This window comes from Anaerococcus sp. NML200537 (genome assembly GCF_026131715.1).
GTDB classification, from domain to species: Bacteria; Bacillota; Clostridia; order Tissierellales; family Peptoniphilaceae; genus Anaerococcus; species Anaerococcus kampingae.
The window spans coordinates 1-13,881 of sequence record NZ_JAMXSL010000031.1; the positions used below are offsets into that span (position 1 = coordinate 1).

Genomic DNA, 13,881 nt, shown 5'->3' on the forward strand with positions numbered 1-13,881 from the left:
GATTTCATTACCAACATAGTACTTGGACTAAAAAACTAGAAAAGATGAATATAAGGCAAAGTATGTCAAGAAAAGGGAATTGTCTAGACAATTCTCCAATGGAGAACTTCTTTGGAATATTGAAACAAGAAATGTATTATGGGGTGGAATTTAAAAACTATGATGAATTAGTTGTTGAGATAGAAAAATATATTAGATGGTACAATGAGGATAGGATTAAAACAAAATTAAACGGAATGTCCCCTGTTATGTACAGATTACATTCCGCTTAAAATATTATTAAATTATTCCGTGTTTACGGGTTCAGGTCACTGCGGCCCCCTTTATTATCTGTGTTTTCTTTTCCTAGTAAAAATCGAATCATTGGAATAATTTAGGATATGTTTCTTATAGACTTTTGAAGCTAGGATATAAGTAATATATAGACTTAGCACCAAAATTATTAGAGAAAGACCGCCTTCAATTATTCCAGCACTTCCCTTAATCAACCTTAAAGGCATGAAAAATACAGAAATATATGGGATAAATGATGCGATCTTTACAAATAAATTTACAGGTCTATTCATAAAAATCATGGCGACCATAAAGGCCCCTACAATTGTGATCATAAGAGGTGTCGCAACCTTTGAAGCATCTTCTTGCTTGCTGGCAAGAGAGCCCAGCATGGCAGCTATCATCATGTAGGCCAAGAGCGAGAGGATGATAAAGATGAAAATCTCCCCTATTATCATAAGGCTTGTCTTATCCAGGCTAAGATCAATTTTTATAAAGTCTAAAAGGCCCTTGGATTTGATTATAAAATAGGAAATTGCTCCAAAAATTATATATAAAATCGAATGGACGATTATGGCTAGGAAGTTACCTAATATTTTGCCAGCAAAATAGTCCTTGGCAGATACTGATGAGAAGATAAACTCAATCATCTTTGACCCTTTTTCTGTGGCTATATCGACGACTAGGACATTTGAATACATGATTAGCATAAAATACATGAACATCAAAAGGATGAAGTAGGAGGCATAGATCATAAGGCTCTTGCCCTTGTCAATTTGATTGATTTTTATATCTGCCTTGGTCGAAAAAATCCCAATTTGCTCTTCATTTAAACCTGCATTTTTTATATTAATAGCATTTTGAAGCTCATTTGCAAGAAGAGGCAATTTTGAAAGTGCCTTGCTATCCATGGTTTTAGTCTCAATAATAAGTTTTATCTGGCCATTTTCTTCAGAAATCTCCCCGTAAGACTCAATTTTCTCTGCCTTTAAAGTCTTTTCTGCTTCATCTTTTGAAACTAATTTATATTCATTTTCCATAGACTTTAGGTAAGGCTTTATAGTTTCATCTGCTACTAGGTAATACTTAGTAGTTGAATCTGCCTTGTCTGATTTTGTAAGGAAATAATTAAGACCCATAGGCACTAGCATTACAAGGATTGGTATAAAAACCATGGCCCAAAAGGCAGGCGATTTGATTTGTTTTTTGAAGGAATCAAGGGCAACTATTAACTTTCTATTCATTTTCTTCCACCTTTCTGGCAAAAATTTCATTTAGGCTTGGTGGCTCTTGGCTAAACATCTCAAGGTAGCCGAGTTTTCCTACAAGTTTCTCAAAAATTTCCCTGCCATTTTCTTCATCTTCAAGTCTGATAGTCCAGAAATTTCCTTCTCTTTTTAGGTCATAAGCTGGGAAAAGCTCTGATAAATCTGCATCAGTCCTAACTTTCACCAGGTCTTTTTCATAGGAATTTCTAATCTCATCTGGTGACCCATTTAGGACAATTTTTCCATTTCTCAGCATAATTAGCCTATCGCAAAGGTATTCGATATTTTCCATGTTATGGGATGAAAAAATTATGGTTGTACCTTCTTCGTTGATTTCCTTGATTATCCCCATCAAAAGATTGGCATTGTAAGGGTCAAGGCCCGAGAATGGTTCATCTAAGATTAAAAATTCTGGCTTATAGATTAGGCTTGCAAGAAGCTGAACCTTTTGCTGGTTGCCCTTTGAGAGGGACTTTATTTTATCATCCAGACTTCCCTTGATTTCAAAACGATCAAAGTAGCTTTTTAAGGTCTTTTCATCAAGATTTCTCATTTGGTTAAGCCTTGCGAAAAACTTCACCTCTTCTCTGATGGTTTTCTTTGGTGAGAGCGAACGCTCTTCTGGAAGAAAGCCAATTTTTTCTAGGGGCACGTCTGCCATTGGCTCGCCTTCATAAAGAATTTCTCCAGCAAAGTGGTCATAGAAATTCATCATGGAGCGAAAAAGTGTAGATTTTCCCGCCCCATTTTGGCCGATAACTCCGAAAAGTTCACCTCTTTTGACTTCAAAGGACACGTCATCAAGAGCCTTAAGGTCCCCAAAATTTTTAGTTAAGTTTTTTATTTCAATCATTTTTCTCTCCTGCAAAACCATTAGTTAATACACCAATCAAGCTTGGTATTAGGACAATTAGGGCTATTATTGGGCTTATATTTTCATAGAGGGCTGAGGAAAATAGGATTATTATTATCACAAATTGACTCATAAGCATCCTCTTATAGGCTAGGTAGCCCTTTTTGTAGTATTTGACCTTATCCCTCTCGTCAGATTCAGCCATGAACTTGCTTTCAAAAAAGAAATCAAAGACCTCAGTCTTTCTTTCTGGCTCAATTTTTTTGACAAGTTTATAAGTAAGGAAAGACAAGATGGAATTTATAGCTGTAAAAACTAGCAAAATCCCTAATACAAGCAAGGTATTTTTTACAAAGTCTGGGCTTGTTTTCATCTTGTTATAGATAATTATAACAAGGGATATGAGGGTAAATAAGCCTGCATCTCTCATTGCATTGGCATAGTCTATATACTTTGTTTCAATAAAATCATCTTGCCTTATGCCCTTTTCAACTTCTTTTTTCCCTTTCAAGTAGAAATAAAAGCCAAATCCCGCAAATATACTACAAAGTCCTATAATCAAAGCCAAGATATGGTCGCTTAGAAAGCTATTAAGACCATATACAAGGCCACCTACATTTAATTTTCTAAAAATAAAACCTGCTCCAAAACCTACAATCAATCCAAATCCAGCCATAGCAAATATGCTAGCTAAGAAGCTTTTTTTATTCTTTTTCATCACTATCCTCCAGTCTAAAAATCTCATTGATATCCACATCTAGGACCTGGGCAATTGTTAGAGCCACGGTCACTGATGGGTTGTAATCTCCTCTTTCTATTAAGCTTATGGTCTGGCGGCTGACTCCGACAAGCCCTCCAAGCTCTGCTTGGTTATAGCCTGCTTTTTTTCTAAAATCCGCCAAATTATTTACTAGGTCCATCGCCCCTCCTTTCCAAATAATTGACAACTATTCTTGTCATTATTATATATCTGACAACTTTACTTGTCAAATTTATTTTTATTTACCTCTCCTTTAAATATATTATTGAAATACGGGTATAATGTTAGATATACCTAAAAAGAGGTGATTACTTTGATCTTTTTAAAGCAAGATGAAAATATGTACAAGCTCCTCGAGGCCTTATTTTATAAGGATGGAACCTGGGTTAGGATTGATGAGCTTGTAGATGATTTAGACCTTAGCAAAAAAACTATTCACAATTATATATGTTCTCTTGAGAAATTATTTAAAAATTATGCCAAATTTGAAATGACTTCAAACCTTGTCAAGGCTGATTTTATCCTTGATATAGGCTTAAAAACTATCAAGAAAATTTTTATCAAAAACTCTCTGATAAGCCAAATTTTGACCATCACTTTTTTAGATGAGATAAAAAACAAAAAGGACTTAGCCACTAGGCTTAATACCAGCGATTCTTCTATTTTTAGAAATATTGGCTACCTTAACGAGGCTATCAAGGATATTTATAATATAGAGTTTTCCTATGCAGACCTCGATTTTGTAGGCGATGAGTATGATATAGAGAAGTTTTATCTAAATCTTTTCATAAGCACTCAAATAAGCCCACTTGATTGGCCTTTTGAAGGCCTTGTCGATGAGAAAGATGTCACAACTATTGCCGAAAGCATCGGTAAGTCCATATACATGGAGATTATTTTCGGCCAATATTCTTATATCAAGACAGCCCTTGCCATCTCTCTTATCAGATATAGGCGAGGCTTTAAATTCAAGCTTGGCGAGATTGACCAAGATATGCTTAGCTTTGTCAAAAAATGTCTGTCAAATATCGAAGTTGCCAGGGCTACTAGAAGGCTTTTACCTGATGAAAATGGCGATTTGACCATGGTTTTATATCAAATTTTGGCATTTTTTATAAACCATGAATACACCCCATATTTTAAGAGCCTTGATGAGGTTTTTGAACTTGTTCCAATCTATAAGGATTATTATGACTATCTTTATGATAAATCTATAAAGCTCTGTGATAAGTACGGGATTGATAAGAAAAATCTTGAAAATGCCTACAAGGAAAATTTCTCTTACTTTTATGTAAGGCTATTTAACGTAGAGCAGGCGGATTTTTTTGTAGTAAAAAGCCAGCACTTGCTTGATTATATCAGGTTTATTAACATAGATTTCTACAAGGATATCTACGCCATGATGGATGGGCTTTTGAATAAGTATCCTAAGCTTAGGGAAAGATATTCGACAGAAGCAATGGTGTATGCGATTTATTCAACCTGGCCAGGACTTTTGGGTCATATGATTGATAGCATCAAACAAATTAAGGCTATTATTATATCAAATTACGATAGGTATCATTCAAGACTTATACAGGATTTTATAAATTCTACAGCATCTACTATCTTAAGCGTAGATATTTATACCAAGCCAAGACTTGATATAAATTGGCTTAGACAGTCAGAGTATGATGTTATCATAACTGACTTCTTGCTTGAGGCAGACCTAGCTGATAAACTCTTGCTAAACCTTGAAAACTTGCCAAGAGTCCACAGGTCCTTTAAGATTTTAGACCAAATCCTAGGCAAGAAATTTATGGAAATCAAGGCAGAAAACCCAGAATTTTTTGATAATTCAAAGCCACTTTGAAATAACTTTAAGCTATAAAAGCCCCCAACTATTTTTGTCTGGGGCTTTTCTTTTATGAATTTTTTGTGTATAATAGTGGAAATATTGTATAAAAGGAGATGATTAGATGTTCGCTGTAATAGTAAATACCCTGGCAGTTTTTACCTGTGGAATGCTTGGGACCAGTCTTTCAAATAGACTTGCCCACAAGTACCAAGAAGCCATTATGAAATTTTTACCGATTGCCATTCTTGTATTAGGTATCGATTCTGCCCTTAAGGGTGATATTATGATTATGATCATCTCTATAGTGGGCGGTGTCCTTGTAGGTGAATACCTAGATCTTGAGGGAGGCCTTGATAAGTTTGCGGACTTTCTTAAAAATAAGTTTATAAAAAATTCTGAAAGCGACTTTTCCACTGGCTTTATTTCAGGAATTTTGCTTTTTTGTGTTGGCTCTATGGGGATTCTTGGGGCAATTGATGCAGGAGTTAAGGGTGATTATTCAATTCTTCTAACAAAGGCTGTCCTTGACGGGCTATCAGCACTTTTTCTTGCGGCAAGCCTTGGCAGTGGCATAGCTTTTGCAAGCCTTGCAGTCTTTATCTATGAAGGAGCTATTTGTCTTCTTGCTAGCCTTCTTTCACCACTTTTTACAGAATTTGTCCTTGCAAATATTTCAGGTGTTGGCGGCCTTACAATCATTGCCATAGGCCTATCCATGCTTGATATTGTCGACTTTAGGATAGCTAATGCCCTACCAGCTATAGCCATGCCTGTCCTTATTGGGCTTATAATGTCTTTATTTTAAAAATCCTCCAAGCGGAGGATTTTTCTATGCCCTATAAAGTATATAGGTATCTAATTTTTCAAAGCCATTTGCAATAGCCACTTCTAGTTCTAATTCTTTTTCGACTTCTATAAAATACTTAATTTCCCCTATTTTTCCAAATTCATCTATTAGGAAATTTATCATTGCCTTAATTAGACTGTCGAAAATTTGCCTATTAGGTTCTTTCATAAAGAGTCCAAAAATTTCAGCTTTGCAAGGATTTTTGCCATAGATTTTTACTAAAAGACTGGCTGTAATCTCTCCCTTACCCTTTTTGACAAAGACCCTAAACCTGTCAAAGTCCCTATATAGATTGGGGCTTGAATAATACATATCTTTTGCAAAAGAATCGTGAAAGTCCTTATAGGATGAGAAGTCTTCCTTGGCTAAGAGTTCGATATTATCTGTAAGAGCGGAAGATTTTTCTAGATTTTTAGCCTCTAGGACATGAGAGTGTTCTACAATTTTTGCTTTTTCTGTAAAATATTTTTCCTGATTTATCCAAGAAGCTTCCCCAAGACCTATATTTATAGGATAGGCCTTGTGATCTTTTTTTATCCTTTCTAAAAGGCTTTCTAAGACTCTTAGATCCTTATTTTTTATGATGAGGAGGGTAGTTTGGATATATTTTTCATCATCATCCCAAAAATAGGTGACAAGGCCCTCTATTTCCTCATTTTGTAGGCTCAAGAGCGTGGTGGTTGCCATAAATTCTATAGAATATTCTAACTCCCTATAAAGGTCGCTTAGGGATGAGAATTTTGGGTAAGAAGCTTTAGACTTATCATTTATGGCAGCTTCTAAAAGAGGCCTCACTTTTGCAAGGTCAGGCCTTTCTAGCTTTCTTATTTGCATTAAAATCTTCCCTTAAGTTTGAGGGCTTTTTCTATCCTTGATAGGCTTAGGATGAAGGCTGCTTGTCTGAAGGTAACCTTGTATTTATCAGCTGTTGCAAATACTTCATCGATAGCTCTTGTCATGTCCTTTTCTTGTTTAGCCCTTACTTCTTCTTCAGAAAGGTAGGAGCCTGTGATATTTTGTACCCATTCGTAGTGGCTGACTAAAACTCCTCCTGAATTAGCTAGGATATCTGGGATGAGTGGGATATTTTTCTCATTTAGGATTTTCTCTCCCCCTTCTGTCACAGGGCCATTGGCTGCTTCTACTACAAGCCCCGCCTTAATTGAGTCTGCATTGGCATCGCTGATTACATTTTCTAGGGCTGCTGGAATTAAAATGTCGCAGTCTATAGTGAAAAATTCTTCGTTAGTAATTTTTTCAGCCTTCTTATTTAGGACTGAGCCTGTCTTTTCTCTAATTTCATCTAGGTCATCCGGAGCGAAACCATTTTCGTCAAAAATTGCTGATGAACCCGATTTAGCTGACTCATCTCTTGAGCTTACTGCAATGATTTTTGCTCCATCATCTACAAGATATTTAGCTGTAAAAGATCCTACATTGCCGAAACCTTGGAGGGCAACTCTAGCTCCTTTAAGGCTCTTACCAATTTTTTCGTAGTATTTTTTGATGGTTAAATAAACACCAAAGCCTGTAGCTTCACTTCTTCCAAGGGATCCTCCCATATCAACTGACTTGCCTGTGAAGGTTGCTATATCTTGGCGTCCACCATTTAGGGCTATATATTCATCTGTAAAATATCCCATGATCTTGGCATTGGTATTCACATCTGGAGCTGGAATATCAATTCTTGGTCCTAAATAATTATTCATTGCCCTGACAAAGCCACGAGATAAGATTTCTAGCTCTCTTTCAGAAAGCTTGTTAGGATCTACGATGATTCCTCCCTTGCCACCTCCTAGTGGAAGGCCGAGAAGGGCTACCTTTAGACTCATTAGGGTAGATAGAACTTTGACTTCTTCATAGGTCACAGATTGGTGAAATCTGACCCCGCCCTTGGATGGGCCTAGGGCTGTAGAATGGGCAGACCTAAAGGCTCTAAAGGTCTTTGTTGTGCCATCATCCATCTTTACTGGAATATTTGCTTCGATGATTCTTTCAGGTTCTTTGATTATCTCATAAAATGATTCAGATAGGCCTGCTATCTCACAAACTTTTTTAAGCTTGTCTTGTAGGTCTAGAAATTGTTCTTTAGCGTTTGACATATTTGCCTTCTTTCTTTCATAAAAATTAACATTTGTCTTTATTATACAAGCAAATTAAAATTTTTCTCAAAAAAATCACCCTAATTTCTTAGGATGATTTTTAATTTATTTAACTTTTATCTTATCCCTAGCCGCACTCATCATTAGTTTGACCCTATTTACTTGATTTACTTCTGATGCTCCTGGGTCATAGTCTATGGCTACTATGTTGGCCTCTGGATAGCTTTCTCTTATCTTTTTCATTACTCCCTTGCCGGTGATATGGTTTGGAAGACAGCCAAAAGGCTGAATGCAGACAATATTTGGGGCACCCTGGTGGATTAGTTCTACCATCTCCCCTGCAAGAAGCCAGCCTTCACCAGCCTGGTTGCCAAGGGATGTAACTTCCTCAGCTAGGTCTGCTATATCATCTATATAAAGAGGTTCTGTAAATCTTTCACTTTCCCTTAGGGCCTTTCTAATTGGCTTTCTATTTGCTTCTATTAGCTTGATTCCAAGCCTTCCCATCCTGGCTGTGGCAGCTGATTTACCATATAAGTCACGCTTTAATTCTGAATTTTTCATACAGTACATCAAAAAGTCTGTTAAATCTGGCATGACTACCTCAGCTCCTTCAGCTTCGAGGACGTCTTGGAGGTGGTTGTTGGCTTCTGGCAAGAATTTAACCAAGATTTCACCAACTATACCTGCCTTTGGGATTTCTTTGTTGCAGACTGGAAGGTCTTCAAAATCTTTGACAATCTCTTGGATTGCTTGTCTGTATCTCTTGGTTTTCATTGTCCCAATTTCTGCTGAAAGCTTATTTATCCATGCTTCCTTGAGGTCATTTACAGATCCTAGCTCGATTTCATAAGGCCTTGTAGCATTTGACACTCTATTTATGAGGTCTCCCAAAAGGATGGCCCTTATGGCTTGCTTTAAAAGTGGGATATTTTTAAATCTGACTAAGTCAAAGCCCTCGTTAGTTTCTATGCCTTGGGCTGAAAGGGCAATTACTGGCAGGTCAGGAAAACCCGCATCCTTTAGGCCCTTTCTGATATAGCCTACGTAGTTTGACGCCCTACAAGCTCCGCCGGTTTGGGTCATGAGGAGGGCAAGCTTATCTGTGTCATATTTGCCAGATTTTACAGCATGGATTAGCTGGCCAACTACTGTAATTGATGGGTAGCAGGAGTCATTGTTTACATATTTTAGACCCGTATCTATGACATCTTCATCGATTGTATCTAGAAATTCTATATTAAAACCAAAGGCCTTAAAGGCATTTTCCATTATCCTAAAGTGCTCCCTTGCCATCTGTGGGGCAAGGATTGTGTAGCCTTCTAGTTTCATTTCCTTGGTAAATTCAGTGTTTTCGTAGGCAAAATCACTTGGATTTGTCTTAAAGCTTATGCCTTCTCTTTTCTTTTGGTCAAGAGCTTCTAAAAGAGATCTCAGTCTGATTTTAACCGCTCCTAGGTTTGAAATTTCATCTATTTTTAAAAGGGTATAAATCTTGCCATGAGATTTTAAAAGTTCTTCTACCTGGTCGGTTGTGACTGCATCAAGGCCGCAACCAAAGGAATTAAGCTGGATAAGCTCGAAGTTGTCATTTTCTGCAACATATTTGCTGGCCCTATAAAGCCTTGCGTGGTAGGACCACTGATCAAGGACCCTGAGCTCTTTGGTCAAATCTTTCACATTGTAGGCGATGGAATCTTCTGAAAGAACAGGTATATCCATCGATTCGATTAAGTCTGCTATGCCGTGGTTGACTTCTGGATCTATGTGGTAAGGTCTACCTGCTAGGACTATGGCATTTAAGTCATGGGCCCTTACATGGTCAATTATTTCCTTGCCCTTTTTCCTTATTTGGTCATGGTAGGCTTGCTCAGCCTCCCAAGCCAAGCTTACGGCATTTTCAATTTCCTTCTTTCTCAAGATATTGCCCTCATGAGTGTAGCCTTCAAAGACTTCGACAAGTCTTTTTTTGATGATTTCCTCACTTTCAAAGGATAAGAAAGGGTTTAGGAATCTTAACTCATTTAGCCTATCGACATTATTTTTAATTACATCAGGATAACCACTTACTACAGGGCAATTCATCTGGTTTTTGGCCGCATCAAATTGCTTGTAGGCATAAAAAACACCTGGATAAAAGATTAGGTCAGGCTTTTTGTCTATTAAATCTTCCATGTGGCCGTGGACAAGCTTGGCTGGATAGCAGGCTGTCTCTGAAGAAATAGTGGCTATGCCCTTTTCATAAATTTTCCTATCTGAGTCACTTGATAAGATAATATCAAAGCCTAGGCTATCAAAAAACTTGTGCCAAAAAGGATAATCTTCATAGATATTTAAAACACGAGGAATGCCGACCCTACCAAAGCGGGCACCATCTCCCAGAGTCTTTCTATCAAAGAGGAGCTTATACTTATACTTGTACATATTTAGGTCATCTTTTTTCTTATCAAGCTTGATGCCTGCCCCTCTTTCGCACCTATTGCCTGTGATAAATCTCCTCCCATCGGCGAAGGTATTTATTACTAGGGCACAATTATTTGTACACCTACCGCACCTGGCTGATTTTTGGCTGTAGGAGAAGTTTTCAAGTACGCTTTGACCTGCCATATTTGATGAGCCTGTGGACTTATCTTTGGCAATTATGGCCATACCCATAGCCCCCATAAGGCCTGCAATTTCTGGTCTTGTAACATCTCTTCCAGAAATTTTCTCAAAGGCCCTTAGGATGGCATCCCCATAAAAGGTTCCCCCTTGGACTACTATATTTTTGCCAAGAGATTTTGGGTCCCTAATCTTAATTACCTTTTGGATGGCATTTTTTATTACCGAATAGCAAAGGCCAGCTGCTATGTCTTCGACCTCAGAGCCTTCCTTTTGGGCCTGTTTGACCTTGGAATTCATGAAGACCGTACACCTAGAACCAAGGTCTGCCGGTTCCTTGCTCCTAATTGCCCTTTGCTGAAATTCTTTAACATCCATGGATACAGATGCTGCAAAGGTTGATAAAAATGATCCACAACCTGAAGAGCAGGCCTCATTTAGCTGGATAGAGTCTATTATCCCATCCCTTATGTGCATGGCCTTCATATCTTGGCCGCCAATATCAAGGATAAAATCTACATCAGGATCAAAAAACTTAGCCGCCCTGTAGTGGGCAATGGTTTCTACCTCGCCATTGTCAATATGTAGGGCATTTTTGATGAAATCTTCCCCATAACCACAGATACCGGATGAGGCTATATAGGCCTTTGGATTTTTCTTGGTAAGGCCTTCTTTAAGCATTGAAATGACAACCTCTAGGGGCCTTCCCAAATTCATCCTATAATCATCTAATAAAATTTCATTATCTTCTGATAGCCAGACCATCTTACTGGTAGTAGAGCCTGCATCTAGGCCTACATAGATTGGGCCCTGGTAAGTAGCAAGGTCCCTATATTTGACCTTATCAGTCTTATGCCTAATCTTAAAATCTTCATAGTCATCAAGAGACTCAAAAAGAGGGTCAAGCCTTTTGGTCATCTCTAGATTTACTTCCTTGGCATTTTCAAGCCTTGTAATGAGGTCCTTAAGGTCTACTGGCTTTGAATTTTCGCTAGATAAAATCGCAGCCCCCTTGGCTACGTAAACTTCTGCATCATCTGGTATATAAAAATTATTCTCATCCTCTCCCAGGGTCTCTACAAATCTGTCCCTAAGAGAAGATAAAAAGTGAAGGGGACCACCCAAAAAGGTGACATTACCCTTAATCGGCCTACCGCAGGCCAGGTTTGAAATTGTCTGGTTGACTACAGATTGGAAGACTGAAATTGCTATATCTTCCCTGCTTGCTCCTTGGTTCATCAAGGCTTGGATATCAGTCTTGGCAAAGACCCCACACCTAGATGCTATAGGATAAATCTTCTTGTAGGATTTGGAAAGCTCGTTAAGTCCTGCAGCATCTGTATCAAGGAGGGCTGCCATCTGGTCTATAAAGGCTCCAGTACCTCCTGCACAAATCGAATTCATCCTCTGCTCAACAGAACCTGAAAGGTAGGTAATCTTTGAATCTTCCCCACCCAGCTCTATCAAAACGTCAGTCTGAGGGATAAATTTCCTGATAGCACGGGTTTCTGCTATAACCTCCTGGACAAAGTCTACACCCAAAATATCTTCTAAAAACATGCCGCCAGATCCTGTCACATTCATAGTTAGACTTAGATTGCCAAACTTATGGTATAAATCTGTAAGGACCTTCTTAACAGTCGCCCTCACATCTGACTTGTGGCGGATATAAATAGAATAAATTGTATTAAATAGCTCATCAGTGACCACCACCTTGACAGTAGTAGAGCCAACATCAAGCCCCATATGTAAATTCATATTATTCCTTTCTAAATGAATAAAATACCTTCATACTTAATAAATTTTTATCATTATTAAATATCTAACAAAAATTTAAGAAAATACATAAAAATTTTAATATTATTATACCCCTTATTTCTAAAATAAAAGCCTATTATATATTTATAAATGGCTATTTCAAGCTTATTATAAAATAGTGACAAACTTTGGCTAAATTATAAGCTTATAAGCCCTATAAAATTTATGGGAAATTGTAAAATTTTCTTTACATTTTTATTCAAGTAGAAAGACCAAGCAAAAGCTTGGTCTAAATTATATTTATTTTATCTAAAAAGATAATTCTAAAATTTTTATAAATTTGCCATAAAGTAACTAAGCCTATCGACTAATTTTATTATGTCCTTTTCATTTGTTGCACAAATTGCAACCCTAATTCCCTTAGCTTGAGGAATGGTGAATATGTTTTCTTTTTCGAGATTTTCTGCTATCTCAAAGGCCTTATCTGTTGGAATAAAGGTGAAAAATCCACCAAAATACGGAATCATTGCTAATTTTTTCGCCTTAGCTTCTCTTACAAATATCTCAGCTCTTTTTTCTAGCATGAGCCTTAAATTTTCTAATTCCTTTTTGTAGCCATCCTTGTCATTTTCCAAATCTTTTAGGATAAGCTGTGGTGCGTGGACCCCGTTAGACCAATTGCACCTAGCTGAGTGGGCAAGGCTATTTTCAAATTCATCGATGATTTCTTTTTTAGAAGAGATACCGATTGCTGCCCCACTTCTTAGGCCGTAGGCTGTGTGGGACTTACTCATGGAATAAGCCACTATCACAAAGAAATTTTGGTCAAGGCCTGTAAATTTCTCAAAAAATTCCTTTTGCTTGCCGCTTCCTGCATATTCTATATAGGCCACATCAACAATTAATGTGATTTTCTTGCCAGCTTTGGCAAGATCTTGGCAAGCCTTAATCACCTCATCCCATTCATCATCGCTTAGAGAATAGCCAGTTGGGTTATTGCCTGGAGAATTTATTATTGAAACGAGCCTATCCTTATTTTCTAAAGCTTTTGCCATAGCAACTTTGTAAGCTTCTATATCAAATTTGTAGTCATCTGTAAAGAAATTATAAGTGATGAAATCTCTGCCAAATTCATCGCAAATTTTCTTATATGGGCCCCAATAATAGTCATGACTAAGAACAGGATCTCCCTCATCTGCATAGGTAAAAACCCCTGACCTGATAGCCCCTGTTCCGCCTGGGGTTGAAATGGCGGTCATGAAAGCCTTTGGTCTGTGATTTTCAAAAAGGCTATCTAAAACAGCCTCCCTAAAACCATCTTCCCCCTCAATTGGGGCATAAGATGCTATAATAGACCTATCCATCTGACTTAGCCTGTCATAAACACTATCAAGGGCTATAATCTTTCCAGAATCATCTGCCAAGGTCCCAAGGGCCGCATTGATTACATTTTCCCTGCCATATTTTTCTATGGCTGCATTTGCTTTATTATTTATATCAAAGGCCAAATCCTTGGCAATAGGCCAAGTAGCCTTCTTGATTGTCATTGACATTTTTTGCTCCTTAATAAAATCTTTTTATT

Annotated in this window: 11 protein-coding genes; 3 read left to right on the forward strand and 8 right to left on the reverse strand. The window is 37.6% G+C overall.

Features of this window, described 5'->3' with window-relative positions; all coding sequences use genetic code 11:
• The coding region (locus NH288_RS08690) for an IS3 family transposase (protein ID WP_265214663.1) at window positions 1-272 on the forward strand (272 nt) is incomplete at its 5' end.
• A gap of 54 nt (window positions 273-326) precedes the next feature.
• Here NH288_RS08690 and NH288_RS08695 read toward each other — a convergent pair.
• Genes NH288_RS08695 through NH288_RS08710 form a run of 4 tightly spaced genes read right to left on the reverse strand, consistent with a single transcriptional unit; the run spans window position 327 to window position 3,314 of the window.
• Entirely contained in the window at window positions 327-1,517 is a 1,191-nt protein-coding gene (locus NH288_RS08695) for an ABC transporter permease (protein WP_265214665.1), read from the reverse strand.
• Window positions 1,510-2,394 carry an ABC transporter ATP-binding protein gene (locus NH288_RS08700; RefSeq protein ID WP_265214667.1) on the reverse strand — a complete coding sequence of 295 codons (885 nt, stop codon included), beginning with the start codon at window positions 2,392-2,394 and terminating at the stop codon, window positions 1,510-1,512. The genes NH288_RS08695 and NH288_RS08700 overlap by 8 nt, the downstream gene beginning before the upstream one ends.
• On the reverse strand, window positions 2,387-3,112 hold the full coding sequence (locus NH288_RS08705) for a DUF3169 family protein (RefSeq protein ID WP_158698405.1): 726 nt from the start codon (window positions 3,110-3,112) through the stop codon (window positions 2,387-2,389). The genes NH288_RS08700 and NH288_RS08705 overlap by 8 nt, the downstream gene beginning before the upstream one ends.
• Window positions 3,099-3,314: a helix-turn-helix transcriptional regulator gene (locus NH288_RS08710; protein ID WP_265214670.1), complete on the reverse strand. Its 216-nt coding sequence runs from the start codon at window positions 3,312-3,314 to the stop codon at window positions 3,099-3,101. Before NH288_RS08710 ends, NH288_RS08705 begins: the two co-directional genes overlap by 14 nt.
• Window positions 3,315-3,467: 153 nt before the next feature.
• Between NH288_RS08710 and NH288_RS08715 the strand changes: the two genes are divergently transcribed.
• Window positions 3,468-5,006 carry a helix-turn-helix domain-containing protein gene (locus tag NH288_RS08715; protein ID WP_265214671.1) on the forward strand — a complete coding sequence of 513 codons (1,539 nt, stop codon included), beginning with the start codon at window positions 3,468-3,470 and terminating at the stop codon, window positions 5,004-5,006.
• Window positions 5,007-5,112: 106 nt separating this feature from the next.
• Entirely contained in the window at window positions 5,113-5,796 is a 684-nt protein-coding gene (locus NH288_RS08720) for a DUF554 domain-containing protein (protein WP_265214674.1), read from the forward strand.
• A 24-nt stretch (window positions 5,797-5,820) separates the two neighbouring features.
• On the opposite strand, the gene NH288_RS08725 is transcribed toward NH288_RS08720, so the two are convergent.
• The 4 genes from NH288_RS08725 to NH288_RS08740 all read right to left on the reverse strand — a co-directional run bounded on the left by NH288_RS08725 (window position 5,821) and on the right by NH288_RS08740 (window position 13,852).
• Entirely contained in the window at window positions 5,821-6,672 is an 852-nt protein-coding gene (locus NH288_RS08725) for a hypothetical protein (RefSeq protein WP_265214677.1), read from the reverse strand.
• On the reverse strand, window positions 6,672-7,940 hold the full coding sequence (locus NH288_RS08730; protein ID WP_265214679.1) for a Glu/Leu/Phe/Val family dehydrogenase: 1,269 nt from the start codon (window positions 7,938-7,940) through the stop codon (window positions 6,672-6,674). Before NH288_RS08730 ends, NH288_RS08725 begins: the two co-directional genes overlap by 1 nt.
• Window positions 7,941-8,045: 105 nt before the next feature.
• Window positions 8,046-12,299 carry a 2-hydroxyacyl-CoA dehydratase gene (locus NH288_RS08735; RefSeq protein WP_265214681.1) on the reverse strand — a complete coding sequence of 1,418 codons (4,254 nt, stop codon included), beginning with the start codon at window positions 12,297-12,299 and terminating at the stop codon, window positions 8,046-8,048.
• A gap of 332 nt (window positions 12,300-12,631) precedes the next feature.
• A complete protein-coding gene (locus tag NH288_RS08740) occupies window positions 12,632-13,852 on the reverse strand; it encodes an aminotransferase class I/II-fold pyridoxal phosphate-dependent enzyme (protein WP_265214683.1) in 1,221 nt (406 codons plus the stop codon).
• Between the last annotated feature and the right edge of the window lie 29 nt (window positions 13,853-13,881).